Below are 23,483 nucleotides of genomic sequence, written 5' to 3' on the forward strand. Positions count from 1 at the left end.
CGAGGATCACCAATGAAGAAGTGGCAATGCATCGTCTGTGGCCTGATCTATGACGAAGCCGAGGGCTGGCCTGACGACGGCATCGCGCCCGGCACCCGTTGGGAAGACGTGCCAGACGACTGGCTGTGCCCGGACTGCGGCGTAGGCAAGAGCGACTTCGAAATGATCGCCATCGGCTGATCGAAGACCCTTTCAGAGAGGAACCCCGACATGACGTCACCTGTAGTGATCATCGGCACCGGCCTTGCGGGCTACAACCTGGCCCGAGAGTTTCGCAAGCTCGACAGCGAAACGCCGCTGCTGCTGATCACCGCCGACGACGGGCGTTCCTATTCCAAGCCGATGCTGTCCACCGGCTTCGCCAAGCAAAAAGGCGCCGACGAGCTGTGCATGGCAGAGCCCGGCGCGATGGCCGAGCAGCTCAACGCCGAGATCCGCACCCATACGCGTATCAGCGGTATCGACCCCGGCCACAAGCGCCTGTGGATCGGCGAGGAGGCTGTGGCCTATCGCGACCTGGTGCTGGCCTGGGGCGCACAGACGGTACAGGTACCGGTAGAAGGCGATGGTGGGCAGCACATTTTTCCGATCAACGACCTGGAGGATTACGCCCGCTTTCGCGCCGAGGCTGTCGGCAAGCGGCGCGTCCTGGTGCTCGGCGCGGGGCTGATTGGCTGTGAGTTTGCCAACGACCTCACCTTGGGTGGCTACCAGTGCGAGGTGGTCGCGCCGTGCGAGCAACTGATGCCGACGCTGCTGCACCCCGCTGCCGCGCATGCAGTGCAGTCTGGCCTGGAGCAGTTGGGCGTGCGCTTTCATCTCGGACCGGTGCTGACGCGACTGCAGTGTGTCGACGAGGGTTTGCAGGCGCAACTGTCCGATGGCAGCATGATTGCCTGCGACCTGGTGGTATCCGCCGTGGGCCTGCGGCCTCGCACCGATCTGGCGGCGGCGGCTGGGCTGCTGGTCAATCGAGGCGTGGTTGTGGATCGCCAGTTACGCACATCCCACGCCAACATCTTTGCCCTGGGCGACTGCGCCGAGGTCGACGGTCTCAACCTGCTCTACGTCATGCCCTTGATGACCTGCGCCCGCGCCTTGGCGCAGACGCTTGCCGGCAATCCCATGGGCGTGACTTACGGGCCGATGCCGGTGACGGTGAAGACGCCAGCATGCCCGCTGGTAGTTTCGCCCCCGCCACTGGGGCGAGAGGGGACTTGGCGTATCGAAGGGCAGGGCAACGACCTGAGAGTGCTGTGCCACAGCGCTGAAGGCGAGCTGCTCGGCTATGCGCTCACGGGCACGGCGGTCATGGAAAAACTGGCCTTGAATCGACAGTTGCCACCGCTGTTGGCGTGAATGGCGTCCGGAGTGTCCTTTGCGTCGTGTTCTAGACGCGACAATGGCCGCGCAGATACTGGCGCGCCCCCGGCCTGCATGCCATTCTCACTGGCGTCTGCCGCAGACTAGAGCCTGTGGCGCCTTGGGCGCTGCATTCGCAGGCAGTACGGCATAACAACAAAAAATCCCGTCTAAGAGGCTTCACTATGCGTAAACCAGAACTCGCCGCCGTCATCGCTGAAAAGACCGACTTGACCAAGGACAAGGCCAATCAGGTCCTGAACGCGATTCTCGACAGCATCACTGGCGCGCTCGACAAAGATACCGTCACGTTGGTTGGTTTCGGTACCTTCGAAAAACGTCATCGTGGTGCGCGCACTGGCAAGAACCCGCAGACTGGACAACCGGTCAAGATCAAGGCCAGCAATACCGTGGCGTTCAAACCGGGTAAGAACCTGCGTGACACCGTCATGACCTCCGGCAAGCCGGCTAAACCGGCGAAGAAAGCCAAGTAACCGACAGACATTCCAGTGTCATCCAGACGGGCGCCTATGGGCGCCCGTCGTATTTGGCACAAACACCCCTGTGCGCACTGGCGTAATCGGTTCGATAAAAAGCTAGAATCCGCGCTTCGGTCACTTTTCCATCGAGGCACCCTGATGAAGTTTCGCTTTCTGCTCTGGGCCATGGGGCTGCTGATGGCCCGGGCCAGCCGCAACAATCCGGCGTTTCAGCAACAGCTTCGCGGCAAGGACCTGGTGTTCCAGATGCAGACGCTGGACGGCAAGGTGGCGCGGCACTTCAAGGTCAGTGGCGAGCGCATCAGCAGCAAGGGCGGCCTGCATCCTGATCCCGCTTTCGCCATCGCCTTCAAGGATGCGGCGTTCGGCTTCGCCACCTTGCAGGCGAGCAACAAGCAACTGGCCTTCATGCAGGGCATTCAGGACAAGAGCATCCAGATCAAGGGCAACCCGGCCCTGGTGATCTGGTTCCAGGGCCTGATGAAGTACCTCAAGCCGCGCAAGAAGGCGTGAGGCGGTCGCGCACGGTCAGTGCGGGGTGTGGAATTGCGAGGCCAGTTCGCGCAGCAGTGCCTCGGCCTCCAGCACCTTGCTGACCACCTCTTCGGCCTTGTTGCGTGTCAGCCCCAGGCGTTCGAGCAGCGCCTCGGGAATCTCCTCCTGTGGCCCCGCGCCGATGCCCCGCGAGCGCAGCAGCGAAGTGGCCAGGCACACCAGGTTGGGATAGGCCGAATATTCCCCTTCATAGCTTGGATCGTGCTGGAAGCGCAGCGCCGTGGACAGCTCGTCCGGCATGTCCCACAGCTTCATCAGCCAGGCACCGATCTGCTCGCGGCTGATGCCCAGCAGGTGCTGTTCGACGTAGCTGTGATAGAGGTGCGGGTTGACCTCCAGATGGCGACAAATCAGCGAGAAGTGCGGTGGGAACACGTGGGCCAGCAGCAGGTAACCGAAGTTGTGCAGCAGCCCGGCCAGGTAGGTAAGCCCCGCCTCTGGACGCTCGGTACGTGGCATCGCGCGGGTCAGGCCTTCGATCACCGCAGCGGTGTAGATCGATTGCTGCCAATATGGGGTGGCCTGCTGCGGATTGTCCTTGGGCAGGCTCAGGGTTTTGCCCAAGGCCAGACCCAACGCCAGGTTGATCACCAGATCGAAGCCCAGCACCCGCACGATGGCATCTTCCACCGAGCGGATCTTGCCCGGTGAAGCGTAGTAGGGCGAGGCGGCCCAACTGACCACCTGAGCGGCCAGCGCCGGATCGGTTTCCACCACGCCAGTGATGTCGTCGAGGCTGGCATTGGGGTCGACGCGCAGCTTGATGATCTTCTGCGCGGTGTCGGCCAGCGGCGGAATCTCGATGGTCTGTTCGAGGCGTTGCTGGATGCGTCGGGCGGTGAAGGCCTGAACCGCATGGGAAATCTCGCGGGTGTCGTCGTGCGGACGGTCGAGGTTGCGGCGGATGCCCTCGACTTCCACACCGAAGCTGCCGGCACTGGCCTTGCTCAGCATGCGCTTGAAATCGTCTCGGGCAATTTCCAGCAGCAGACCGGTTTCTCCCGACTGGATCAGCAGCGCATCGGCGCTCAATAGCCGCTCATCGTACAGACAGGGGGAACTGGTCAGCGCGGGCAGCCCAGGCAGGGCCTTGAGCGAATGCTTGTCGAGCATCTTCCTCAGGCGCTCCACCGGGACCGCGGTCAGCGTGCGGCCGGTGAGCTCTTCGAGACGCTTGAGGTCGAGCAGTTGGCTCTGTGCGAACAGCACCATGAGTGCGCCGACTTCATCGTCCAGCAGGATCGCCTGGACACGCGAACTGGCAGGCAGGTGTGGGTGCTCCGGCACCTCGCGGTAGCCGATGCCAAGTTTTTCCAGCAGCAGCCGGATGACCGGCGGGGCGTGCGGGTGTGCGGTATCCAGGGCCACTTCAGTCATGGTCTGTTTTCCAATGTGTCTTTTTCAAATGCGAAGTATAACCATCCTGCGCCCCAAGCTGGGGCGCGAATGGGACCAAGGTCACACTTGGCCGTACTGTTGGCCGTGACGCAACCAGCGGTCGAGCAGTGGGCTGACATGCTCCGGCCAGCGTGACAGCAGGGCCTGCGCCGCATCGCGCACCGCTGGCAACAGATCGGCATCGCGCATCAGGTCGGCCACCTTGAACTGCAACAGACCCGTCTGCCGGGTGCCGAGCATTTCTCCAGGCCCCCGCAGTTCCAGGTCCTTTTCCGCGATGACGAAGCCGTCGTTGGTTTCGCGCATGATGCCCAGGCGTTCGCGACCGATCTGCGACAGCGGCGGATGATAGAGCAGTACGCAGTGGCTGGCTGCGCTGCCCCGGCCAACCCGGCCGCGTAGCTGGTGAAGCTGAGCCAGCCCCAGGCGCTCGGGGTTCTCGATGATCATCAAGCTGGCGTTGGGCACGTCGACGCCCACTTCGATCACCGTGGTGGCGACCAGCAATTGCAGCCCGCCCGCCTTGAACTCGGCCATGACCGCAGCTTTCTCGGCAGGCTTCATGCGTCCGTGGATCAAGCCCACGCGCAGCTCGCCCAATGCGCTGCCCAACTCCTCGAAGGTGCTTTCGGCCGCCTGGCAGGTCAGCTCTTCGGATTCTTCGATCAGCGTGCACACCCAGTACGCCTGGCGACCCTCGGCGCAGGCAGCGCGCACGCGCTCGACCACCTCGAATCGACGGCTGTCGGCTACCAGCACCGTATTGACCGGCGTTCGCCCGGGAGGGAGCTCATCGAGAATGGAGGTGTCCAGGTCGGCGTAGGCGCTCATGGCCAGGGTGCGCGGGATGGGGGTGGCGGTCATGATCAACTGGTGCGGACAGAGCAGACCATTCACGCCTTTCTTGCGCAGGGCCAGGCGCTGCTGCACGCCGAAGCGGTGCTGTTCATCGATGATCGCCAGGGCCAGGTTGCGAAAGACCACTTCCTCTTGGAACAGCGCGTGGGTGCCGACCACCATCGGTGCGCCGCCGGCGATCTGTTCGAGCGCGCTGGCGCGGGCCTTGCCCTTGAGCTTGCCGGCCAGCCAGGCGACCTCGATGCCCAGCGGTTCGAGCCAACGCTTGAACGTGAGGTAATGCTGCTCGGCGAGAATCTCCGTAGGCGCCATGAGCGCAACCTGGTAACCCGCCTCCAGCGCCTGCAGGGCGGCGAGCGCAGCGACGACCGTCTTGCCGGCGCCGACATCGCCCTGGACCAGGCGCATCATCGGCTCAGGCTGGCTGAGGTCGTAGGCGATCTCGTTGCCGACACGCTGTTGTGCACCGGTGGGGGCGAAGCCGAGATTGGCCAGGTAGCGCTCGGGCAGGCGGCTGGCCTTGGGCAGCGCCGGTGCCCGCAAAGCTCGCAGGCTTTCGCGCAGGCGCTGCTGGGAAAGCTGATGGGTCAGCAACTCCTCGAAGGCAAGCCGGTGCTGAGCCCAGTGCTGGCCTTCGGCGAGCTCGTCGAGGTCGGCGTCGGCAGGTGGGTTGTGCAGGTAGCGGATCGCATCGTCCAACGGCGCCAGGTGATAGTCGCGGGCCAGCTCGTCAGGCAGCCAGTCGGGCAGGCTGCGTGGCCCGAGCTTGCTCAGGCTGAGTTGGCAGAGCTGACGCAGACGCTGCTGCGTCAGGCCTTCGGTGGTCGGGTAGATCGGCGTGAGGGTCTGCTCGACCGGAGGCGGCGGCTCGTCGCCGTTGAGCGCCCGATATTCGGGATGGTAGATCTCCAGGCCCGAGGCGCCGGGGCGGGCCTCACCGTAACAGCGCAGGTGGGTGCCGCGTTTGAGGCCCTCCTTCTGCGCATTGCTGAAATGATAGAAGCGCAGGCTCAGCACGCCGGTGCCGTCGCCCAGGCGCACGACCAGACTGCGGCGCTTGCCCATGGTCACATCGGCGCCGCTGACCACACCTTCGATCACCGCGTCCTGGCCAGGACGCAGCGCGCCGATGGGCACCACGCGGGTGCGGTCCTGATAACGCAGGGGCAGATGGAACAGCAGATCCTGCAGGTTCTCCAGCCCGACCTTGGCGAGCTTTTCCGCCATGGCCTCGCCGACGCCCTTGAGCTCGGTGACCGGAACCTTCGACAGCTCGGTCATGGGATCAGGCCGGCTGTTGCGTGGGCGTCTTGGCCACCGAGCACAGGCGGATCGAGTCGGCGAGGATCTCGATGGCCTTGGGCCGTGGGAAGCTGGCACGCCAGGCGATGGCCACGGTGCGGAACGGCGCCGGGGCGGTGAGCGGGCGTACTTCGATCACACCGGGTGCATAGTGGTGACTGTGCACGGCAGACAGCGGCAGGATGGAGACGCCCAGGCCGGAGGCGACCATGTGACGGATGGTTTCCAGCGAGCTGGACTCCACCGTGGTGTGCTTGGAGGCATCCGCACCCTTGTTCAGGGTCGGGCAGGCTTCGAGCACCTGGTCGCGGAAGCAGTGACCTTCACCGAGCAGCAGCAGGCTCTTGTCGTTGAGCAGAGCGGTGTCGATGGTCTTCTTCGCGGTCCATGGGTGATCGGCCGGCATCAGCGCGCAGAACGGCTCGTCGTACAGCGGCAGGGTCAGCACGTCGGCCTCGTTGAACGGCAAGGCGATGATCACTGCATCCAGCTCGCCGTTGCGCAGCTTCTCGCGCAGCACGTGGGTGAAGTTTTCCTCGATGTACAGCGGCATCTGCGGCGCGACCCGGTGCAGCTGTGGAATGAGGTGGGGGAACAGGTAGGGGCCGACGGTATAGATGGCGCCGACCTTCAGCGGGGCGGTGAGCTGGTTCTTGCCGGCCTGGGCCAGTTCGCGGATGCCCTGGGCCTGCTCCAGCACCTTCTGCGCCTGGGCGACGATGCTTTCGCCGACAGGCGTGAGGCGCACCGCACTCTTGCTGCGCTCGAAGATCAGCACCCCCAGCTCGTCCTCGAGCTTCTTCACACCGACCGACAGGGTAGGCTGGCTGACGTGGCAACGCTCAGCCGCGTGGCCGAAGTGTTGCTCCTGGGCGAGTGTGACGATGTAGCGGAGTTCTGTGAGGGTCATAACGTGCGTCCATGAAGTTGCGGCCCCAGCATAGCGGGTGCAATCGATAGACGCACGTTATCAGACTTGCGGCTGTGTGACAGATTCAATGTGTCAGCGCTTGTCCAGCGAGAAGACAAAGGGTGCGACCACTTCGATCTGACCGTTGTTCAGCAGCTCCGGCGGCGGCTTCGGCACCGTGCCCGCGCGGCGGATCATGTCCATGGTCGCTCGGTCCAGCGAAGCGCTGCCTGAACCTGCTGCCATCGAGTAGGACAGAATCTTGCCGTCGGCATCGACCACGAAACGCAGCCGGTTGATGCCTTGCAGGCCGCGACGGCGCGCGTCCTCCGGGTACTTCTTGTACTTGGCCAGATGGCGCAGCAGGTCACTCTGCCAGTTCGGCAGGGCATTGCTGTTGGACGCGATACTTGGCTGCGGTGCGGCCGACTTCTGCGGTGGCGCATTGCTGGGCGGCGTATCGGCGACCTGCTCCTTGGCGGGAGGCTCGTCCTTCGGCGGCTCGGGCTTCTTCTCAGGTTTGGGCGGCTGCGGCTTGACCTTCGGCTTGGGCGGCTTGTTGATGGCGATCTTCGGCTTCGGCGCCTCGGCGACCTTCGGCAGCGGCGGCTCTTCGACCGGCGCCGGCGGCGGCGGGGCGACTTTCGGTGGCGGCGGCGGTGCCGGCTCCGGCAAAGGCGCCAATTCGACCATCATCGCTGCCGGAGGCAGTTCGATGGCCTGGGGCACCGTCCAATTGAGCATGAGCAGCACGGCGATCGCGTGCACACCCAGCACGACCGCCAGGCCTACACCGTAGCGCGCCAGGTTGGAGCGCGTCTTTGTCATTTCTTCGCTGCCGTCTCGAGTCCGACCAGACCGACCTTGAGATAGCCGGCCGCACGCATGGTGTTCATCACTTCCATCAGGTCGCCGTAGTCGACCCCCTTGTCAGCCTGGAAGAAGATGGTGGTTTCCTTGTCACCCTTGGTCTTGCCGTCGAGCATCGCGCCAAGCTGATCGGGTGTGGCCACCGGGTCATCGCCGACATACAGCTTCTTGTCGGCCTTGACGCTGACGAACACCGGCTTCTCCGGCCTCGGCGCCGGTTTGGCGGTGGAGGCGGGCAGATCGACCTTGATGTCGACCGTCGCCAAAGGCGCGGCAACCATGAAGATGATCAGCAGTACCAGCATCACGTCGATGAACGGGGTGACGTTGATTTCGTGGTTTTCGGCGAGGTCGTCGCCACCTTCGTTGAGATGCAGGCCCATGGCTTACCCCACTTTCACCATGTGCGGGGCGGCGCGATCGCCAGCCTGGTGGTCGAGGTCGCGGCTGACCAGCAGCAGGACCTGCGCCGAAGCATCGGACACCTGCGCCTTGTAGCCGGCGATGGAGCGGGCGAAGACGTTGTAGATGACCACCGCCGGGATGGCGGCGACCAGACCCAGTGCCGTCGCCAGCAGGGCCTCGGCGATACCCGGTGCGACCACGGCCAGGTTGGTGGTCTGGGTCTTGGCGATGCCGATGAAGCTGTTCATGATGCCCCATACGGTACCGAACAGACCGACGAACGGTGCGGTGGAGCCGATGGTCGCCAGTACGCCGGTGCCGCTGCTCATGGCGCGGCCGCTGGCGGCCACCAGGCGTTCCAGACGGAAGCTGACGCGTTCTTTGATGCCTTCCTTCTCGCGGCTGTTGGCCGACAGGCGCATTTCCTCGAGGGCGTCATGCACCAGGGTATGGGCCAGGGTGCCTTCCTTGTTGGCGACCGTGCTGGCCTCCTTGAGGCTGGCGGACTTCTTCAGCACGGCGATTTCGCCACGCAGACGGCGCTTGGCGCCCAGCAGCTCGAAGCCTTTGGCGATCCAGATGGTCCAGGTGATGATGGAGGCGATGGCCAAGCCGATCATCACGGCCTTGACCACCACGTCGGCGTTCTTGTACATGCCCCAGGGCGACAGGTCGTGAGCCATGCCCAGCGAGGTGTCCTCGACCAGCGCCTGAGTGCTGTCGTCGGCAGGTGCCGGGGCGTCGACGGGTGCGGCGGCGGTGTCTGTCGTCGACGGCTGGGCAGCAGTGGGGGCTGCCGGGGTCGCCGGGGCTGCGGCGGCTGGCGCGGCTGCGCCATTGGCGGCGGGCTCATCAGCCATGGCGGCCGGTGCCAGTACCAGGCTGAGCATCAGCGCGGCGATGGCGCCCCAGGCGCGCGATGTGGTTGGCGAAGCGGAGGGTTGAGTACGAGTCATGCTGGCCGGACCTGATGAAGAAAAGAGGGTGACGTTCTTCACGGCCTCGAGGCAGGCCGAGAATTTTTCAGGGCGCCATTATTGCAACTAATTCTTGTTAACAAAAGCAATACAGTAACTTTTTTTATATGTTCCATAGCCGCTGATCGTCAGAAGGGGCTAGCCTGAGGCTTTGGAATTGGAGTGTGTGATGCCCGATTTATCCGCAATGATCGTAGGCTGCGGCGATGTAGGCGGGCGATTGGCTCGACAGTTGCTCGCGCGTGGCTGGCAGGTGCATGGCCTGCGAAGGTCCGTCGATCAACTGCCCAATGGCGTGCTGCCGGTGGCGGCGGACCTCGCCCAGGTCGAAATGCCAGCGGCTTGGCCCGAGGGCTCTTTCGATTACCTGGTCTACTGCGTGGCAGCCAGTCAGCACGACGAGCCCGGTTATCGTGCAGCCTATGTCGAGGGGTTGCGTAACGTGCTGTCGTGGATGGCGCAGCGGGCACAGCGGCCTCGCCGAATCCTCTTCGTCTCCAGCAGCAGCGTCTATGCCCAGAAGGATGGCGCCTGGGTCGATGAGCGTGCGGCTACCGAACCAGAGGCCTATTCCGGTCGAGTCATGCTTGAGGCTGAAAAGCTGGCACTGAACAGTGGCATGCCCGCCAGTGTGGTGCGCCTCACCGGTATCTACGGCCCAGGCCGTGAATGGCTCTTGAGTCAAGTGCGTCAGGGCTACCGGGTGGCCGAAGAGCCGCCGTTGTACGGCAACCGAATCCATGCCGATGATGCCGCAGGTCTGCTGGCGTTTCTTCTGCAGGCCGATGCCGGTGGGCAGGTGCTGCAAGACTGTTATATCGGCGTCGATGACGATCCGGCGCCACTGGCCGACGTGGTCACCTGGTTGCGCCAGTACCTGGGCATCACGCAATGGTCGGACGAGCAGCGCGTGCGTCGTACCGGGAGCAAGCGTTGCAGCAACGCGCGTGCTCGGGCACTGGGCTGGGCGCCGCAGTATCCGAGCTACAAGGAGGGTTACGCCGCGATTCTGCTGGGTCAGGGTTAAGGCGGTGCCGCTTAGTTGCGCTGAAGGACCCATTGGCGCGGGCCAGCTGCCAGCTGTGGCATGTCATCGGGCTGGGCACGATTGAGCGCGCGGAAGATCTCGAGTCGGTCGGGGCTGCGCCGGAAAATCCAAGGCCCGCCTTGTTGATCGCGCTCGAGCCATAGGCTGTCGTTGCCATTGCCGATGGTGGCGCAGTCGCCGGCCAGGCACAGCGCATAGCGGTCAAGCGCCGGCAAGCCAGTGACGCTGCCGTCATCGCCGAAGCGGACCTTGGCGCCTTGGCCCGGTCCTTCGGTGATCGTCCACTCACCGCCCAGGTAGGTCTGGTACAGCGTCTTTTCGAAGCTGCTGCCTACAGGTGAATCGGCCGCTTCGGGCAAGGTGCTGCGTATGAACGTCTGGCGGGTGCCGCTGGCGTCGGTCGTTTGCAGCTCGTTGCCGCTCAGGCTCAACTGTTCGCTTTGGCCGCCTTCGAACGTGGCTTGCCGTTGCTTGTCGTTGGCGAGCAAGCGGCCATCGACGGTCTCCACGCCATTCATGTAGCTGGCCTGTTGACCGGCGACATTGATCTTCCATTCGAAGACCGGACCATTGCTAGCCAGCGCATTGCGTAGGCTCTCGCCCTTGGCCGCTGCATCGATCGCTTTCTGATTGATCCAAGTACCGTTGTAGTCTTCGGGTTTGTGGCTGGCGCAGCCGCCCAGAATCAGGGCTGCCAGCGCGAGGGGCAGGGCATGACGCATGAGGGGAACCTTCAGGCAGGAGGAGCGGCAGGCGAGTGCCTGCCGCTTGGGCATCACTCGATGACGAGGATGGCGTCCATCTCGACTTGCGAGCCTTTTGGCAGCGCGGCTACGCCGATCGCGGCGCGCGCGGGGTAGGGCTGCTCGAAGTAACGGCCCATGACCTCGTTGACCTTGGCGAAGTGGCTGAGGTCGGTGAGGAAGATGTTCAGCTTGACGATGTCTTTGAACGACCCACCAGCCGCTTCAGCGACCGCCTTGAGGTTCTCGAAGACCTGCACGGTCTGGGCCTCGAAGCCTTCGACCAGTTCCATGGTCTTGGGGTCCAACGGAATCTGCCCCGACATGTATACGGTATTGCCAGCCTTGATCGCCTGGGAGTAGGTGCCGATGGCGGCCGGGGCCTTGTCGCTGTTGATGACGGTCTTGGTCATGTTGACTCCTTGCGGTTGACGGACTACGCACGCGTGCGGGTAATGCGGACCACGCCGGTAAGGGTGCGCAGCTTCTTGATCACGCGCGCCAGGTGCACGCGGTCGCGCACGCTGACCACCAGCTGGACCACGCTGACGCGACCGTCGCGCTCATCCATGCTGATCTTCTCGATGTTGCCGTCGGCGGCATTGACGCTGCTCGCCAGCAGCGCGATCAGGCCGCGCTGGTGCTCCAGCTCGACGCGCAGTTCGACATTGAACTCGCCGGTGACGTCCTTGGCCCAGGATAGCTGCAAGCACTTTTCCGGGTTGTGTCGGATTTCGCTGATATTTCGGCAGTCTTCCAAGTGAACGACCATACCTTTGCCTGCCGACAGGTGGCCCACGATGGGGTCACCTGGAATCGGTGTGCAGCACTTGGCGTAGCTGAGCACCAAGCCTTCGGTACCGCGGATTGCCAGTGGCCCTTCGGGCGATGGCAACTGCTCGCCCTCAGCGGACAGCAGGCGTCGGGCCACCACATAGGCCATGCGGTTGCCCAGACCGATGTCCTCAAGCAAATCCTCGATCAATTCCAGGCGGTATTCGCTGAGGATGGCCTGCACGCGCTCGCTCGGGATCTTGTCCAGGCTGCTGTCGAAGCCGGTGAGCACTTTGTTCAACAGGCGTTCGCCGAGATTGATCGACTCGGAGCGGCGTTGCTGTTTGAGGGCATGACGGATGTGGGTACGGGCCTTGCCGGTGACCACGAAGTTGAGCCAGGCCGGGTTTGGGCGCGCGCCGGGCGCGCTGACGATCTCCACCGTCGAGCCACTTTGCAGCGGTTCGGAAAGCGGCGCCAGGCGACGGTTGATGCGGCAGGCGATACAACTGTTGCCCACGTCGGTGTGCACGGCGTAGGCGAAGTCGACGGCCGTGGAGCCTTTGGGCAGCTCCATGATCCGGCCTTTGGGGGTGAAGACGTAGACCTCGTCGGGGAACAGGTCGATCTTCACGCTCTCGATGAATTCCAGCGAGTTGCCGGCCCGCTGCTGCAACTCAAGAATGCCTTTGACCCACTGGCGGGCACGGGCGTGGTTGCCCTTGGGCTGCTCATCCTCGTTGGACTTGTACAGCCAGTGTGCGGCGATGCCGTTGTTGGCCATCTCTTCCATTTCGCGGGTGCGGATCTGGATCTCGATGGGTACGCCATGCATGCCGAACAGCGTGGTATGCAACGACTGATAGCCGTTGGCCTTGGGAATGGCAATGTAGTCCTTGAAGCGACCCGGCAGGGGTTTGTACAAATTGTGTACAGCGCCCAGTACGCGATAGCAGGTATCGACCTTGTCGACCACGATGCGGAAGGCGTACACGTCCATGATTTCGGTGAAGGCGCGGCGTTTGCCGCGCATCTTCTTGTAGATACCGTAGAGGTGCTTCTGTCGCCCACTGACCTCGCCGGCGATGCCATCCGCTGCCAGGCAATTGGCCAGGGAGGTTTCGATCTTGGCGACGATTTCCTTGCGGTTACCGCGCGCGCTCTTGACCGCTCGATGAATCAGCGCTGAGCGCATGGGGTGCATGGCCTTGAACCCCAGGTCTTCGAATTCCACGCGCACGGTGTGCATGCCCAGGCGGTTGGCGATGGGGGCGTAGATCTCGAGGGTTTCCTTGGCGATGCGCCGGCGTTTTTCCCCGGACAGCACTTCAAGCGTGCGCATGTTGTGCAGGCGGTCGGCGAGCTTGACCAGGATCACGCGGATATCGCGGGCCATGGCCATGGCCATCTTCTGGAAGTTTTCGGCCTGCGCTTCGGCTTTGGTCTCGAAGTTCATCTGGGTCAGCTTGCTGACCCCGTCGACCAACTCGGCGACGGTCTCGCCGAACTGCTGGCTGAGGGCTTCCTTGGCGATGCCGGTGTCTTCGATGACGTCGTGCAACATGGCTGCCATCAGGCTCTGATGGTCCATGTGCATGTCGGCGAGAATGCTGGCCACTGCCAGCGGGTGGGTCACGTAGGGCTCGCCACTGCGGCGGCGCTGCCCATCGTGTGCCTGCTCGGCATAGAAATAGGCCCGGCGAACCAGGTTGACCTGTTCGGGACCTAAGTAGGTCGACAGCCGCTCGGCAAGGGCTTCTATACCCGCCATGATTTCACCTCTTGCACAGGAAGAGGATCGGGTGCCGCGCGACGTCGACAGGGCATGAATCAGACGGCCTCGTTGTTCTCGTCCTCGAACGCGGCGAACACCGGATCCTCGGTGACGATCTCTTCAGCGGCGATGAATTCATTGGTCACGATGCCTTCGGCGATTTCGCGCAGGGCAACGACGGTCGGCTTGTCGTTTTCCCACGCCACGCGTGGTTCCTTGCCGCCGGTGGCCAGTTGGCGGGCGCGCTTGGTCGAGAGCATGACCAGCTCGAAGCGGTTATCCACGTGTTCCAGGCAGTCTTCAACAGTTACGCGGGCCATGGTGTTCCTCAGTAGCAGATGCGTTAGGCGTACAGCCCAGAATGGGCAGGCGGACTCGATAGTTTAAAAAATCACCAGCCAATAGGGAAGGACTGTTTCGCTCCACGCCCGGGTTTCGCCGGGCAGTGCCCACGAAACAGGCGCCGCAGACGGCCTTTTGCACGACGCTGACGATAACGCCTCCCGCCCCGCGAACACAACAGCCTCAACGCATCGCGTCACGCAGCCGCGGCGTCAGTTCCTCGAACAGGGTCTGCACCGAGCGCAGGGCCCGGCAGTCTGGGCGGGTGAGCAGCCATAACTGGGTGTCGCAGCCTGGCAGCGGGCCGCTCAGGGCCTCGACTCCGGGCAGGGTGTCGACCATGTAGTCCGCCAGCGCGGCCACGCCCATGCCGCTACTGACCAGTTGGGCGATGGTCGACATGCCACTGCATTGGTAGCGCGGAACGAGGTCGGGGTGGTGCTGAGTGCGCCAGATGACCGTGGGGTGTTCGTGCATGCTGTCGTCCGGGGCGATCCAGGGCACGTTGTTCGGCGACTCGGTCAGGCGCTCGCGAAACGCCGCGTGGCCGCAGATCACGTAGGAGGTCGACCCCAAGCAACGCCCGACCAGATGTTCCGGCGGCGTGTTGGTCAAGCGCAGAGCGATGTCGGCGTCGCGACGGCTCAGATTGGCGAAGGAATTGGAGGTGCCCATCTCCAGCGAGAGTGCCGGGTAGTTGGGCATGAACTCGACCAGCGCCGGCAGCAGCAGACTGTGCAGCACCGCTTCGGTACAGGTCAGTCGCACGGTGCCGCTGACCACCTGTTCGCCGCTGGTCAGCGCGATTCGCGCCGCATCGAGCGCTTGTTCGGCACGTTCGGCCTGCTCGGCCAGGGCCTGGGCAGTGTCGGTCGGCAGATAACCCTTGCGGCTCTTGACGAACAACGCAGTCCCCAGCGCCGACTCCAGTCGACGGATGGAGCGAAACACCGTGGAAACATCGACCTTGAGCAGCTCCGCTGCTTTTGCCAGCGAGCGACCGCGCTCCAGCGCCAGCACCAGGGCCAGATCGGCATGAGAGATTTGATATTGCATGGTTGCACGCTCTGCTTGCTGGTCTGCCAATGTCTGTTGCATTGGAGCCCACTTTATAGTGCAACGACTGGCGTGAATCAATGTGGCGCCGCGCAACGCAATGCCCCTCGAATGGGGTCGTTAGAACAACAACCAGCGCAACCCTCGTCGCCTTCCAGGCGTCCTCCTATCCCTGAATCGTCGCTTTTGATCACAGGATGTACAGCCATGACGTCGGTCTTCTCGTGCCCCCGTTGTTTCCGCGACATGCTGCCTGCCGACAAGGCACGTCCATGAGCACTCGCAAGCCGCCCCTGATCGGCGTCAGCGCCTGCCGCCAGCAGGTCGGCCGGAACTCTTCGCACACGGTAGGCGCCAAGTACGTCGAGGCCGCAGCCTTTGCGGGGCTGCCGCTGATCCTGCCGGCCCGCGATACCCCCGACGAGCCGCACGCGCTGCTGGCGCACCTGAACGGCATTCTTTTCACCGGCTCGCCTTCAAATGTCGAGCCGCATCATTACAATGGCGCCCCCAGCGCGGTCGGCACTCGGCATGACGCTGCGCGCGATCGTTTGACGCTGCCGTTGCTGCAGTCGGCGATTGCCGCAGGCGTGCCGGTGCTGTGCATTTGCCGGGGCTTCCAGGAGCTCAACGTGGCCTTGGGCGGAACCTTGCACCCGCGTGTGCATGCGTTGCCCGGCCATCTTGACCACCGCGAGCCCGAGGAGGCGCCGCTGCAGGTGCAGTATGGCCCCCGGCATCGGGTCGACAGTGCGCCGGGCGGCCTGTTCGAGCGCCTGGGCCTGGCGGCGCAGTTCGAGGTCAACTCGCTGCACAGTCAAGGTATCGACCGTTTGGCGTGCGGCCTGCGAGTCGAAGCGCGGGCGCCGGATGGCTTGATCGAAGCGGTATCGATGCCGGGCGCACCGGGGTTCGTCCTCGGCGTGCAGTGGCACCCAGAATGGCAGCTCGCCGAAAACCCGGTCTCCCTACGTCTGTTTCAGGCGTTTCGCGAGGCCTGTATCGCCCATGCTGCAGGGGAGGGCGCGCGTTAGAAGGCATTCTGACGCGGCCCCAAGGTCGCGGACGACTCACCCCAGCAGCAAGCTTTCAATGAGTGGAAGCGGGCCTTGCGCGCAAGGTCTGAAAAAAACAATACCAATAGCAACGGCAAATACTCATGAGCGAATACACAGAAACCGGCCGCCCTCCCGATGCGGCCGCCGATGCAGGCAGTACCGCCCAAGCCCCAGGCAAGGGCCTGGCCAAGGGCCGCCTGGGCCTGCTGGCCAGCGTCGTGCTGGGCATTTCCACCATCGCGCCGGTCTACACCCTGACCGGCGCGCTCGGCCCAACCGTTCGCGAAGTCGGCGCCCATCTCCCCGCGGTGTTCATCGTCGGTTTCCTGCCGATGCTGCTGGTCGCGCTGGGCTACCGCGAGCTCAACGCCGCTGAGCCCGACAGCGGCACTTCCTTCACTTGGTCAGCCCGCGCGTTCGGTCCGATGATCGGCTGGATCGGCGGGTGGGGGTTGGTGGTGGCGACCACCATCGTGTTGTCGAACCTGGCGGGCGTCGCGGTTGACTTCTTCTACCTGTTCATTGGCCAGATCAGCGGCCACCATGAGCTTGCCGCGCTGGCAGACAACTTGCTGATCAACGTCAGCACCTGTTGCGCCTTCATCGCCTTGGCGGTGTGGATCTGTTGCCGAGGCATGGGCACCACCATGACCGTGCAATACGGTCTGGTCGCCTTGCAACTGCTGGTGCTGGTGGGCTTCGGTTTTGCCGCGTTCGGCGAAACCACCGCACCGCCGCCCTTGGAATTCGACTTCGCCTGGTTCAACCCGTTTGGTGTCGAGTCGTTCTCGGCCTTCGCGGCCGGGCTGTCGTTGTCGATCTTCATCTTCTGGGGGTGGGACGTGTGCCTGACCGTCAGCGAAGAGTCGGTCGGCAGCGATGAGGTGCCTGGCAAGGCTGCCACCTGGACCGTGCTGCTGATATTGGGGCTGTACCTGTTCACTGCCATCGCCACGTTGCAGTTCGCTGGCATCAGCGACAGTGGTCTGGGGCTGGGTAATCCGCGTATCCAGGAGAACGTTTTCGCCCACTTGGCCGGCCCGGTGATGGGGCCGCTGGCGATCCTGATGTCGATCGCCGTGCTGGCCAGTACGGCGGCCTCGTTGCAGTCGACCTTCGTCTCGCCAGCGCGCACGCTGCTTGCCATGGGCTATTACGGCGCGGTGCCGCAGCGCTTCGCCAGTGTCTGTCCGCGCTCGCAGACGCCGCGTTACGCGACCGTCTGCGCTGGGCTGGCGGCGGCGGTGTTCTACGTGACCATGCGCACCCTGAGCGAGAACGTGCTGGCCGACACCATCACCGCACTGGGAATGATGATCTGTTTCTACTACTCGCTGACGGCCTTCGCCTGCGTCTGGTATTTCCGCAGCAGCCTGTTCGACAGCCTGCGCCACTTCTTCATGCGCGGCGTGTGCCCGCTGGTGGGCGGTGTGATCTTGTCGGTGATCTTCGTGCGCACCGCGCTCGACAGCGCGTCGCCGGACTTCGGCAGCGGCTCGCACGTGGGCGGGCTGGGGCTGGTGTTCGTGATCGCGGCGATCATCTCGGTACTGGGCATCGTGCTGATGATGCTGTCGCGGCTGCGAGCGCCGGCGTTCTTCCTCGGCGCGACCTTGCAGCAACAGGCCAAGCTGCAATTGCAGGACTGACCCAGGGGGCGCCAAGCGCCCCCGATGTCTTCAGCCGACCAACTGCTCGAGTAGCGCCGCATGGCGCTGTTGCTGTTTCTTGAGCAACAGGCGGTTGGCCCGGAACACCGATTGCAGATCGTCCAGCGCGTGGGCGAAATCGTCGTTGACGATGACATAGTCGAACTCGGCGTAATGCACCATCTCGCTGACGGCTTCTTTCATGCGGCCGGCGATGATGTCTTCGCTGTCCTGGCCGCGGCCGTCCAGTCGCTGACGCAGCGCCTCTCGGCTGGGCGGCAGAATGAAGATCGACAGCGCCTCGGGCATCAGCTTGCGTACCTGCTGAGCGCCCTGCCAGTCGATCTCCAGGATCAGGTCGAAGCCTTGCGCGAGGGTTTCCTGCAGTGCACTGCGCGAGGTGCCGTAGAAGTTGCCGAACACCTCGGCGTGTTCGAGGAAGTCGTCCTGGGCGATCAGCGTCTTGAAGGCCTCGTGGTCCACGAAGTGGTAGTTCACGCCGTGGGCCTCGCCGGGACGCATGGCCCGCGTGGTGTGGGACACCGAGACGCGGATCTGCGTGTCCTGTTGCGTGAGGGCGGTGACCAGGCTGGTCTTGCCGGCGCCCGAAGGGGCCGAGACGATGTAGAGGGTGCCGCTGGTGTGGGTCATGGTCGGGGTAGCCTTACTCGATGTTCTGTACTTGTTCACGCATCTGTTCGATCAGCACCTTCAGATTGACGGCCGCTTGGGTGCTGCGTGGGTCGAAGGCCTTGGAGCCGAGGGTGTTGGCTTCGCGATTGAGCTCCTGCATCAGGAAGTCCAGCCGCCGTCCGGCCGCACCGCCGGACTTGAGCACCCGGCGTACTTCGGTGACATGGGTGCTCAGGCGGTCGAGCTCTTCGGCCACGTCGCTCTTCTGCGCCAACAGCACCATCTCCTGCTCCAGGCGCTGGGGCTCGAGCTCGGCCTGCATGTCGGCGAAGCGGTCGAGAATACGCTGGCGTTGCGCAGCCAGCATCTGCGGCACCAGCGCGCGCAGGGTGGCCACTTCGTGGGTCATGGCCTCCAGGCGTTCGTCGATCAGCCGTGCCAGCTCCTGGCCTTCGCGCTGACGGCCAGCCTTGAGCTCGGCGAGCGCTTCGTCGAACAGCGCCAAGGCCTCGGCGTTCAGCGCCTGTGGGTCGGCGGCATCGGCCACCAGTACACCGGGCCAGGCCAGCACTTCGAGGGGATTGAGCGGTGCCGGCTGGTTGATGAGTCCGGCCACGGTTTCAGCGGCGGCGACCAGTTGCGCGGCGCGCTCGCGATCGACCTGCAGCGGCTTGCCGCTGCTCTCTTCGCACAGGCGCAGGGTACATTCGACCTTGCCGCGCGAGAGCCCTTGGCGCAGACCTTCGCGGACCGCGCCTTCAAGATCGCGCAGGGCCTCGGGCAGACGCAGATGCGGCTCCAGGTAGCGGTGGTTGACCGAGCGCAACTCCCAGCTCAGGGTGCCCTGGCTGCCGGCGCGCTCGACGCGGGCAAAGGCGGTCATGCTGTGCACCATGGGGAGAACCTCGCGAATTTCGGGATGACGGAGCGCCTTTCGGCTGCAAGGCGCAGGATTGTAGCGCAGTGCGGCGACGGCGCCCAATCGCGCCGCGCCGCGCACCGGTGACAGAGCAGACAGGTCGACGGATGGCACGCCCGAGACATTAGGCATGTCCTCGTGCGTTTAGCAGTCCTATAATGGCCGCCTGATTCGCATTCCAGTACAGGTATCCCAGATGAAACGTCCAAGTGGTCGCGCCGCCGATCAGCTTCGCTCGATCCGCATCACCCGCAACTACACCAAACACGCCGAGGGGTCGGTACTGGTCGAGTTCGGTGACACCAAGGTCATCTGCACGGTTAGCGTCGAGAACGGCGTTCCGCGCTTCCTTAAAGGTCAGGGCCAAGGCTGGCTGACTGCCGAGTACGGCATGCTGCCGCGCTCGACCGGCGAGCGGAACCAGCGCGAGGCCAGTCGTGGCAAGCAGGGTGGTCGCACCCTGGAGATCCAGCGCCTGATCGGCCGCTCTCTGCGCGCCGCGCTGGACATGAGCAAGCTCGGCGATATCACGCTCTACGTCGATTGCGACGTCATCCAGGCCGATGGCGGTACCCGCACGGCGTCGATCACCGGTGCCATGGTCGCCCTGTGCGACGCGCTGGCGGTGATCAAGAAGCGCGGCGGCCTCAAGGGCGGCAACCCGCTCAAGCACATGATCGCGGCTGTCTCGGTAGGCATGTACCAGGGCGAGGCGGTGCTGGACCTGGACTACCTGGAAGATTCCGCCGCCGAGACCGACCTCAATGTGGTCATGACCAGCGCGGGCGGTTTCATCGAAGTGCAGGGCACTGCCGAAGGCGCGCCGTTCCAGCCTGAAGACTTCAATGCCATGCTGGCACTGGCCCAGAAGGGCATGACCGAGATCTTCGATCTGCAAACTGCCGCACTGGCCGACTGAGCGCTTCCCAAGAGGACCATCGATCCATGAATGAGCCAAATCCACCGATCGGAACCGTCAGCGCCGAAGCCCGGCAATGGGCGATGTTCTGTCACTTCAGTGCGTTTCTCGGGCTGGTGATGCCGTTGGGACATCTGCTCGGGCCGTTGGTGATGTGGCTCTGGAAGCGCGAATCGGACCCCTTCGTCGATGCCCAAGGCAAGGAGGCGCTGAATTTCCAGATCACCGTCACCTTGGCCGGGTTCATCTGCTTCCTGCTGATGTTCGTGGTGATCGGTGTCGTGCTGCTCGCCATCCTCGCGGTGGCGATGCTGATTCTGATCATTCTGGCCGGCGTTCGCGCGAACGAAGGCAAAGCCTATCGCTACCCGTTCATCTGGCGTCCGATCAAGTAACCGCTACGTTCAAGGCAGCTGCAAACCGCCGGCTGCCTTGTGCAACGCCCTCAGGTGTTCGCCGATCTGCTTGACGTTGGTCTCGATAGCGGCAATTTCCTTTGCTCTCGCGGGCTCCAGCAGTGCTCTCACCTCCTTGTCCAGATCGGTGCTCAGGCGCAGCAATTGCGCCTGACGCTCGCTGCTGACTTTCTCCAGATGCGCGCGCTCTTGCGGTTGCGGCAGACCATAGCCCTGCGACTCCAGCAATTCGGCCGGCCGGCTGAGGAAGCCGCTGTTGGCGAGCATCTGCTGCAGAGTCGCATTGGCTTTGTCGATGCTGCCGTCTTTTAATGCAGCCGCGTTCAGATAACGCTGCTTGACCTCATCCTGTGCCAACAGCAGTTGGCGACGCAGGCTGGCCTGCTCCAGCAGTAGCAGGGCCGCGCTGGTGCGCAGATTGGCCTGGGCGAACCAGGGCCGACGCTGTTCGGCGTCCTGTGCAAGCCAGTCCTCCACGGCGGTCTGCGGGATCGGGAGCTGTTTTCTCAACACCTCGAACATCGCCTGGTAGCGGTCTCGATAGGAGTCGAACCGATAGCCCAGGCGCAAGGCTTCGCGCGGATCGTCGAGCACGTGGGTATCGGCCAGGCCGCGGCCCTTGAGCACTTTCAGCAAGCCGTTGGGCATGATCGAATCGAGGTCGCTCAAGCGTGGATCGGCGGTGCCGCTGCGCATCAGCTTTAGGGTTTCCACCGCACAGTTGTTGGACAGGAAGTAGTAGTTGCCGTCATAGCTCCAGTGCATCTCCGCTGCCTGGCGCACCAGGTCCTCGATCTGCTGACGATCAAGCTTGAGCGGCACCGACGACAGGCTGCGCAGTTCGGTCTTGGTGTATTCGTCGATGACCTGGCCCAGCGGCAACACGAACAGCCGCGAGGGGTAGGCGCCGATCAGGCCGTCCCAACTGGACAATTGCACATCGTTGACGAAGGCACGGTAGGAAAGCACCAGGTGGCGGTCCAGGTCCAAGCGGCAGTCCGGACCGCGTGGCCGACCTGGGGCGCAGATCACCAGCCGCAGCATGCTGTGCCCCCAGCGGCTCACCCAGTTCTGGTTGGCTTCGGCGAGCAGGTAGTCGACCTGGTAGACGCGCTCGGGATCGATATCGCCCAGCGGCTCGCGGGCGAAGTCGCTGCCGGCATTCAGGAAGGGCAGGCCTTGGGCGCAGGTGTCTTGCGCCGGTGCCCAGGCGAAATGCTCGCGCAGGTATTGGTTCAGCGCCGGCCGGCGACAGCCGTAGCTCGGGTCGAGGAGGAAGTACTCCATGTTGACCGCGATGAACTCCTTGGGGCTGCTCAACTCGTAGGCGTCGGGCGTGCGCACCAACTGGCCGTTGTGCTGTTCGCGCTCGCCGCGACGGCCTACGTATTGTGGCCAGCCGGCCAGATCGAGCAGGCGTGGGTCGTCGCTGAGGGTGAAGCGGCGCTCGGTCTCGCCACGGCACTGCTGCGGCAGGCCGATATCGCCGAGCGTCGTGTACTGCCGCTTGCAGCGGGCGATGCGTGAGCGCTCGGCACCTTGCCATAGACGTGCGCGGTCATAGATGTGGGTCAGCTCGTGGAGCACGGTGGCGAGCAGTTCTTCGCGGACCGTGCCATGGGGGCGCTGGGTCTTTTCAGTGGCGGCGCTGCCGTCGACCAGACCAGGCAGCAAGCGGCGATTGAGTTCCAGGCTGGCTACCGGCGACGCCTGCCCGTAGGCATCGGCCGGCATGCGGTCGCTCCAGCTGACGTCAATTCGCCGATCCAGGCGCTGCTTGAAGGTCGGCGGCAGTTTGGACAGGGCCTCATCGAGCAAGGCCTGGGACGCTTGCCGTTGGTGAGCGTCGAGACCGTGAGTCTGCAAGTCCAGTCGCAGGTCCGCCAGGGCGGGCGTGCCGAGCAGCGTCAGGGCGCAGCCAAGCAGCCAGGCACGCGCGCGCTTCACAGCGAGAGGATGGCTTCGGCCAGAACCTGATCGCTGGCGTCGCGTGCCTCGGGCACACGGTCGCGCAGGGTGTCGAAGGCCGCCTCGAGCTGAGCGCCGCGGATATCGCCGTTGCTGGCGACGAAGCTGGCCGCATCGTCACGGGCTTCGCGCACGACCTTGGAGTCGCGGATCGAGGTGGTGGTGTCGGAGGTGAAGTCGATCGAGCGGCCAAAGGCACGCACGATGATGTTGCTGGTGGCCACCAGGGTCTGTGCTTGGGCCAGGTCGGCTAGCAGCAGCATGCCGAGGGTGGCGGCGATCAGCGGTTTACGCATGGAGCATCTCCGAAGAATACGAGGAGTCAGGGGTGATCATTGGACGAGAATTGCCTCTGCCAGTTCAAGGTCGTCGTGATTGCCAAGCCAATGATGGCGGCGCAGTTCGACGAGCGCAGCCTGGAGACGGGCGCTGCGTATCTGTCCGCCACTGGCGACGAACGTGGCGGCGTCATCGCGGGCCATGCCGACGATCTTGCGATCGAACGGCGCGGTGGTCACTTGAGTGGTGACGTAGCCGGTCATGATTGGAAACTGAGTGGTGACGTCCATGGCGTGGACGCTTCCCACACTGGCGAAGGCAAGCAGCAGGGTGATCAGGTAACGCATGGGCTTAACGTTCTGTCGGCTGGGCGAGGCTTGCAGTGCAGTCGGTGTGTAACGCCGACTGCGCGATCCTGGAGGCGTAATCAATAGGCCAGGATGGCCTGGGCCAATTGTGCATCGCTCGCTTGCAGCGTCGGCACCTGCTCGCGGATGTGGGCAAAGGCGCTTTCCAGCTTGGCGCCGCGAATGGCGCCCTGGCTGCCGACGAAGCTGGCGGCGTCGTCGCGTGCGGCTTCGACAATTTTCTTGTCACGCAGCGACGAGCTGGCGTCAGAGGTGGCGTCGGTGGACGCTGCGACCCCGCGAACAACGGTATCGGTGGTGACCACGAAGCTGCTGGCCTGGGCGGTGCTGGTCAGGGCCAGCAGCAGGGCTGCGCCGAACAGGGATTTACGGGACATGGATGGTGCTCCTGCGAAGGGAC

26 protein-coding genes are annotated in these 23,483 nt (G+C 64.0%); 9 read left to right on the forward strand and 17 right to left on the reverse strand.

Going from position 1 to position 23,483, the window contains the following annotated elements:
- Window positions 1–12 precede the first annotated feature (12 nt).
- The 4 genes from rubA (at window position 13) to Q6A47_RS04015 (ending at window position 2,375) form a co-directional block, all read left to right on the forward strand.
- Window positions 13–180, forward strand: coding sequence for a rubredoxin RubA (rubA, locus tag Q6A47_RS04000; RefSeq protein ID WP_029612269.1), 168 nt, complete (start codon window positions 13–15; stop codon window positions 178–180).
- A 30-nt stretch (window positions 181–210) separates the two neighbouring features.
- A complete protein-coding gene (locus Q6A47_RS04005; protein ID WP_304483173.1) occupies window positions 211–1,359 on the forward strand; it encodes an NAD(P)/FAD-dependent oxidoreductase in 1,149 nt (382 codons plus the stop codon).
- 188 nt (window positions 1,360–1,547) lie between these two features.
- Window positions 1,548–1,856 (forward strand): HU family DNA-binding protein, encoded by a 309-nt coding sequence (locus tag Q6A47_RS04010; protein WP_029612270.1) that lies wholly within the window; start codon window positions 1,548–1,550, stop codon window positions 1,854–1,856.
- Between the two features lie 144 nt (window positions 1,857–2,000).
- Window positions 2,001–2,375: a hypothetical protein gene (locus Q6A47_RS04015; RefSeq protein ID WP_029612272.1), complete on the forward strand. Its 375-nt coding sequence runs from the start codon at window positions 2,001–2,003 to the stop codon at window positions 2,373–2,375.
- Window positions 2,376–2,390: 15 nt separating this feature from the next.
- On the opposite strand, the gene Q6A47_RS04020 is transcribed toward Q6A47_RS04015, so the two are convergent.
- From Q6A47_RS04020 to exbB, 6 genes are all read right to left on the reverse strand, one after another.
- Window positions 2,391–3,794 (reverse strand): aminoacyl-tRNA deacylase and HDOD domain-containing protein, encoded by a 1,404-nt coding sequence (locus Q6A47_RS04020; RefSeq protein WP_029612273.1) that lies wholly within the window; start codon window positions 3,792–3,794, stop codon window positions 2,391–2,393.
- Between the two features lie 81 nt (window positions 3,795–3,875).
- Window positions 3,876–5,954: an ATP-dependent DNA helicase RecG gene (gene recG, locus Q6A47_RS04025; RefSeq protein ID WP_039582439.1), complete on the reverse strand. Its 2,079-nt coding sequence runs from the start codon at window positions 5,952–5,954 to the stop codon at window positions 3,876–3,878.
- Between the two features lie 4 nt (window positions 5,955–5,958).
- Window positions 5,959–6,885 (reverse strand): hydrogen peroxide-inducible genes activator, encoded by a 927-nt coding sequence (locus Q6A47_RS04030; RefSeq protein ID WP_029612275.1) that lies wholly within the window; start codon window positions 6,883–6,885, stop codon window positions 5,959–5,961.
- Between the two features lie 93 nt (window positions 6,886–6,978).
- Complete coding sequence (locus tag Q6A47_RS04035; protein ID WP_029612277.1) at window positions 6,979–7,713, reverse strand: energy transducer TonB; 735 nt, start codon at window positions 7,711–7,713, stop codon at window positions 6,979–6,981.
- Window positions 7,710–8,138, reverse strand: a complete 429-nt coding sequence (exbD, locus tag Q6A47_RS04040) for a TonB system transport protein ExbD (protein ID WP_039582442.1) — start codon at window positions 8,136–8,138, stop codon at window positions 7,710–7,712. Before exbD ends, Q6A47_RS04035 begins: the two co-directional genes overlap by 4 nt.
- 3 nt (window positions 8,139–8,141) lie before the next feature.
- Window positions 8,142–9,116 carry a tonB-system energizer ExbB gene (exbB, locus tag Q6A47_RS04045; protein ID WP_304483178.1) on the reverse strand — a complete coding sequence of 325 codons (975 nt, stop codon included), beginning with the start codon at window positions 9,114–9,116 and terminating at the stop codon, window positions 8,142–8,144.
- A gap of 190 nt (window positions 9,117–9,306) precedes the next feature.
- Here exbB and Q6A47_RS04050 point away from each other — a divergent pair, with 190 nt between their 5' ends.
- Entirely contained in the window at window positions 9,307–10,164 is an 858-nt protein-coding gene (locus tag Q6A47_RS04050; RefSeq protein WP_116887312.1) for an SDR family oxidoreductase, read from the forward strand.
- Between the two features lie 11 nt (window positions 10,165–10,175).
- On the opposite strand, the gene Q6A47_RS04055 is transcribed toward Q6A47_RS04050, so the two are convergent.
- From Q6A47_RS04055 to Q6A47_RS04075, 5 genes are all read right to left on the reverse strand, one after another.
- Window positions 10,176–10,907: a hypothetical protein gene (locus Q6A47_RS04055; protein WP_304483180.1), complete on the reverse strand. Its 732-nt coding sequence runs from the start codon at window positions 10,905–10,907 to the stop codon at window positions 10,176–10,178.
- A 53-nt stretch (window positions 10,908–10,960) separates the two neighbouring features.
- The gene (gene ridA / locus Q6A47_RS04060) at window positions 10,961–11,341 is read right to left on the reverse strand and encodes a RidA family protein (RefSeq protein ID WP_029612280.1); all 381 of its coding nucleotides are present in this window, start codon (window positions 11,339–11,341) and stop codon (window positions 10,961–10,963) included.
- 23 nt (window positions 11,342–11,364) lie between these two features.
- Window positions 11,365–13,473 carry a bifunctional GTP diphosphokinase/guanosine-3',5'-bis pyrophosphate 3'-pyrophosphohydrolase gene (gene spoT, locus Q6A47_RS04065; RefSeq protein WP_029612282.1) on the reverse strand — a complete coding sequence of 703 codons (2,109 nt, stop codon included), beginning with the start codon at window positions 13,471–13,473 and terminating at the stop codon, window positions 11,365–11,367.
- A 59-nt stretch (window positions 13,474–13,532) separates the two neighbouring features.
- Entirely contained in the window at window positions 13,533–13,796 is a 264-nt protein-coding gene (rpoZ, locus tag Q6A47_RS04070) for a DNA-directed RNA polymerase subunit omega (RefSeq protein WP_003253383.1), read from the reverse strand.
- 205 nt (window positions 13,797–14,001) lie between these two features.
- A complete protein-coding gene (locus tag Q6A47_RS04075; RefSeq protein WP_029612284.1) occupies window positions 14,002–14,874 on the reverse strand; it encodes a LysR family transcriptional regulator in 873 nt (290 codons plus the stop codon).
- 272 nt (window positions 14,875–15,146) lie between these two features.
- On the opposite strand from Q6A47_RS04075, the gene Q6A47_RS04080 reads away from it, so the two are divergent.
- Both Q6A47_RS04080 and Q6A47_RS04085 read left to right on the forward strand, forming a co-directional pair.
- Entirely contained in the window at window positions 15,147–15,908 is a 762-nt protein-coding gene (locus tag Q6A47_RS04080) for a gamma-glutamyl-gamma-aminobutyrate hydrolase family protein (RefSeq protein ID WP_039582451.1), read from the forward strand.
- A gap of 125 nt (window positions 15,909–16,033) precedes the next feature.
- Window positions 16,034–17,581, forward strand: coding sequence for an APC family permease (locus Q6A47_RS04085; protein ID WP_304483187.1), 1,548 nt, complete (start codon window positions 16,034–16,036; stop codon window positions 17,579–17,581).
- A 30-nt stretch (window positions 17,582–17,611) separates the two neighbouring features.
- Here Q6A47_RS04085 and gmk read toward each other — a convergent pair whose 3' ends face one another.
- On the reverse strand, window positions 17,612–18,232 hold the full coding sequence (gene gmk / locus Q6A47_RS04090; RefSeq protein ID WP_116887315.1) for a guanylate kinase: 621 nt from the start codon (window positions 18,230–18,232) through the stop codon (window positions 17,612–17,614).
- Window positions 18,233–18,245: 13 nt separating this feature from the next.
- A complete protein-coding gene (locus Q6A47_RS04095) occupies window positions 18,246–19,109 on the reverse strand; it encodes a YicC/YloC family endoribonuclease (RefSeq protein ID WP_039582457.1) in 864 nt (287 codons plus the stop codon).
- A 220-nt stretch (window positions 19,110–19,329) separates the two neighbouring features.
- Between Q6A47_RS04095 and rph the strand changes: the two genes are divergently transcribed.
- A complete protein-coding gene (gene rph / locus Q6A47_RS04100) occupies window positions 19,330–20,052 on the forward strand; it encodes a ribonuclease PH (protein WP_029612290.1) in 723 nt (240 codons plus the stop codon).
- Between the two features lie 26 nt (window positions 20,053–20,078).
- A complete protein-coding gene (locus tag Q6A47_RS04105; RefSeq protein WP_029612291.1) occupies window positions 20,079–20,447 on the forward strand; it encodes a DUF4870 domain-containing protein in 369 nt (122 codons plus the stop codon).
- Between the two features lie 9 nt (window positions 20,448–20,456).
- On the opposite strand, the gene Q6A47_RS04110 is transcribed toward Q6A47_RS04105, so the two are convergent.
- The 4 genes from Q6A47_RS04110 to Q6A47_RS04125 all read right to left on the reverse strand — a co-directional run bounded on the left by Q6A47_RS04110 (window position 20,457) and on the right by Q6A47_RS04125 (window position 23,460).
- Window positions 20,457–22,415: a DUF7844 domain-containing protein gene (locus Q6A47_RS04110; RefSeq protein WP_304483191.1), complete on the reverse strand. Its 1,959-nt coding sequence runs from the start codon at window positions 22,413–22,415 to the stop codon at window positions 20,457–20,459.
- Complete coding sequence (locus Q6A47_RS04115; RefSeq protein ID WP_029612292.1) at window positions 22,412–22,732, reverse strand: DUF2388 domain-containing protein; 321 nt, start codon at window positions 22,730–22,732, stop codon at window positions 22,412–22,414. The genes Q6A47_RS04110 and Q6A47_RS04115 overlap by 4 nt, the downstream gene beginning before the upstream one ends.
- Window positions 22,733–22,768: 36 nt before the next feature.
- On the reverse strand, window positions 22,769–23,062 hold the full coding sequence (locus Q6A47_RS04120) for a DUF2388 domain-containing protein (protein ID WP_029612293.1): 294 nt from the start codon (window positions 23,060–23,062) through the stop codon (window positions 22,769–22,771).
- An 80-nt stretch (window positions 23,063–23,142) separates the two neighbouring features.
- Window positions 23,143–23,460, reverse strand: coding sequence for a DUF2388 domain-containing protein (locus tag Q6A47_RS04125; RefSeq protein ID WP_029612295.1), 318 nt, complete (start codon window positions 23,458–23,460; stop codon window positions 23,143–23,145).
- Between the last annotated feature and the right edge of the window lie 23 nt (window positions 23,461–23,483).

It is taken from the genome of Pseudomonas boreofloridensis (genome assembly GCF_030580795.1).
In the GTDB taxonomy this organism is placed as follows: Bacteria; Pseudomonadota; Gammaproteobacteria; order Pseudomonadales; family Pseudomonadaceae; genus Aquipseudomonas; species Aquipseudomonas boreofloridensis.

What these genes read in the sequence shown, in the direction of transcription:
- rubA (WP_029612269.1), top strand. Translation starts at nt 13, where the DNA reads ATGAAGAAGTGGCAATGCATCGTCTGTGGCCTGATCTATGACGAAGCC.
- Q6A47_RS04005 (WP_304483173.1), top strand. Translation starts at nt 211, where the DNA reads ATGACGTCACCTGTAGTGATCATCGGCACCGGCCTTGCGGGCTACAAC.
- Q6A47_RS04010 (WP_029612270.1), top strand. Translation starts at nt 1,548, where the DNA reads ATGCGTAAACCAGAACTCGCCGCCGTCATCGCTGAAAAGACCGACTTG.
- Q6A47_RS04015 (WP_029612272.1), top strand. Translation starts at nt 2,001, where the DNA reads ATGAAGTTTCGCTTTCTGCTCTGGGCCATGGGGCTGCTGATGGCCCGG.
- Q6A47_RS04020 (WP_029612273.1), bottom strand. Translation starts at nt 3,794, where the DNA reads ATGACTGAAGTGGCCCTGGATACCGCACACCCGCACGCCCCGCCGGTC.
- recG (WP_039582439.1), bottom strand. Translation starts at nt 5,954, where the DNA reads ATGACCGAGCTGTCGAAGGTTCCGGTCACCGAGCTCAAGGGCGTCGGC.
- Q6A47_RS04030 (WP_029612275.1), bottom strand. Translation starts at nt 6,885, where the DNA reads ATGACCCTCACAGAACTCCGCTACATCGTCACACTCGCCCAGGAGCAA.
- Q6A47_RS04035 (WP_029612277.1), bottom strand. Translation starts at nt 7,713, where the DNA reads ATGACAAAGACGCGCTCCAACCTGGCGCGCTACGGTGTAGGCCTGGCG.
- exbD (WP_039582442.1), bottom strand. Translation starts at nt 8,138, where the DNA reads ATGGGCCTGCATCTCAACGAAGGTGGCGACGACCTCGCCGAAAACCAC.
- exbB (WP_304483178.1), bottom strand. Translation starts at nt 9,116, where the DNA reads ATGACTCGTACTCAACCCTCCGCTTCGCCAACCACATCGCGCGCCTGG.
- Q6A47_RS04050 (WP_116887312.1), top strand. Translation starts at nt 9,307, where the DNA reads ATGCCCGATTTATCCGCAATGATCGTAGGCTGCGGCGATGTAGGCGGG.
- Q6A47_RS04055 (WP_304483180.1), bottom strand. Translation starts at nt 10,907, where the DNA reads ATGCGTCATGCCCTGCCCCTCGCGCTGGCAGCCCTGATTCTGGGCGGC.
- ridA (WP_029612280.1), bottom strand. Translation starts at nt 11,341, where the DNA reads ATGACCAAGACCGTCATCAACAGCGACAAGGCCCCGGCCGCCATCGGC.
- spoT (WP_029612282.1), bottom strand. Translation starts at nt 13,473, where the DNA reads ATGGCGGGTATAGAAGCCCTTGCCGAGCGGCTGTCGACCTACTTAGGT.
- rpoZ (WP_003253383.1), bottom strand. Translation starts at nt 13,796, where the DNA reads ATGGCCCGCGTAACTGTTGAAGACTGCCTGGAACACGTGGATAACCGC.
- Q6A47_RS04075 (WP_029612284.1), bottom strand. Translation starts at nt 14,874, where the DNA reads ATGCAATATCAAATCTCTCATGCCGATCTGGCCCTGGTGCTGGCGCTG.
- Q6A47_RS04080 (WP_039582451.1), top strand. Translation starts at nt 15,147, where the DNA reads ATGAGCACTCGCAAGCCGCCCCTGATCGGCGTCAGCGCCTGCCGCCAG.
- Q6A47_RS04085 (WP_304483187.1), top strand. Translation starts at nt 16,034, where the DNA reads ATGAGCGAATACACAGAAACCGGCCGCCCTCCCGATGCGGCCGCCGAT.
- gmk (WP_116887315.1), bottom strand. Translation starts at nt 18,232, where the DNA reads ATGACCCACACCAGCGGCACCCTCTACATCGTCTCGGCCCCTTCGGGC.
- Q6A47_RS04095 (WP_039582457.1), bottom strand. Translation starts at nt 19,109, where the DNA reads ATGGTGCACAGCATGACCGCCTTTGCCCGCGTCGAGCGCGCCGGCAGC.
- rph (WP_029612290.1), top strand. Translation starts at nt 19,330, where the DNA reads ATGAAACGTCCAAGTGGTCGCGCCGCCGATCAGCTTCGCTCGATCCGC.
- Q6A47_RS04105 (WP_029612291.1), top strand. Translation starts at nt 20,079, where the DNA reads ATGAATGAGCCAAATCCACCGATCGGAACCGTCAGCGCCGAAGCCCGG.
- Q6A47_RS04115 (WP_029612292.1), bottom strand. Translation starts at nt 22,732, where the DNA reads ATGCGTAAACCGCTGATCGCCGCCACCCTCGGCATGCTGCTGCTAGCC.
- Q6A47_RS04120 (WP_029612293.1), bottom strand. Translation starts at nt 23,062, where the DNA reads ATGCGTTACCTGATCACCCTGCTGCTTGCCTTCGCCAGTGTGGGAAGC.
- Q6A47_RS04125 (WP_029612295.1), bottom strand. Translation starts at nt 23,460, where the DNA reads ATGTCCCGTAAATCCCTGTTCGGCGCAGCCCTGCTGCTGGCCCTGACC.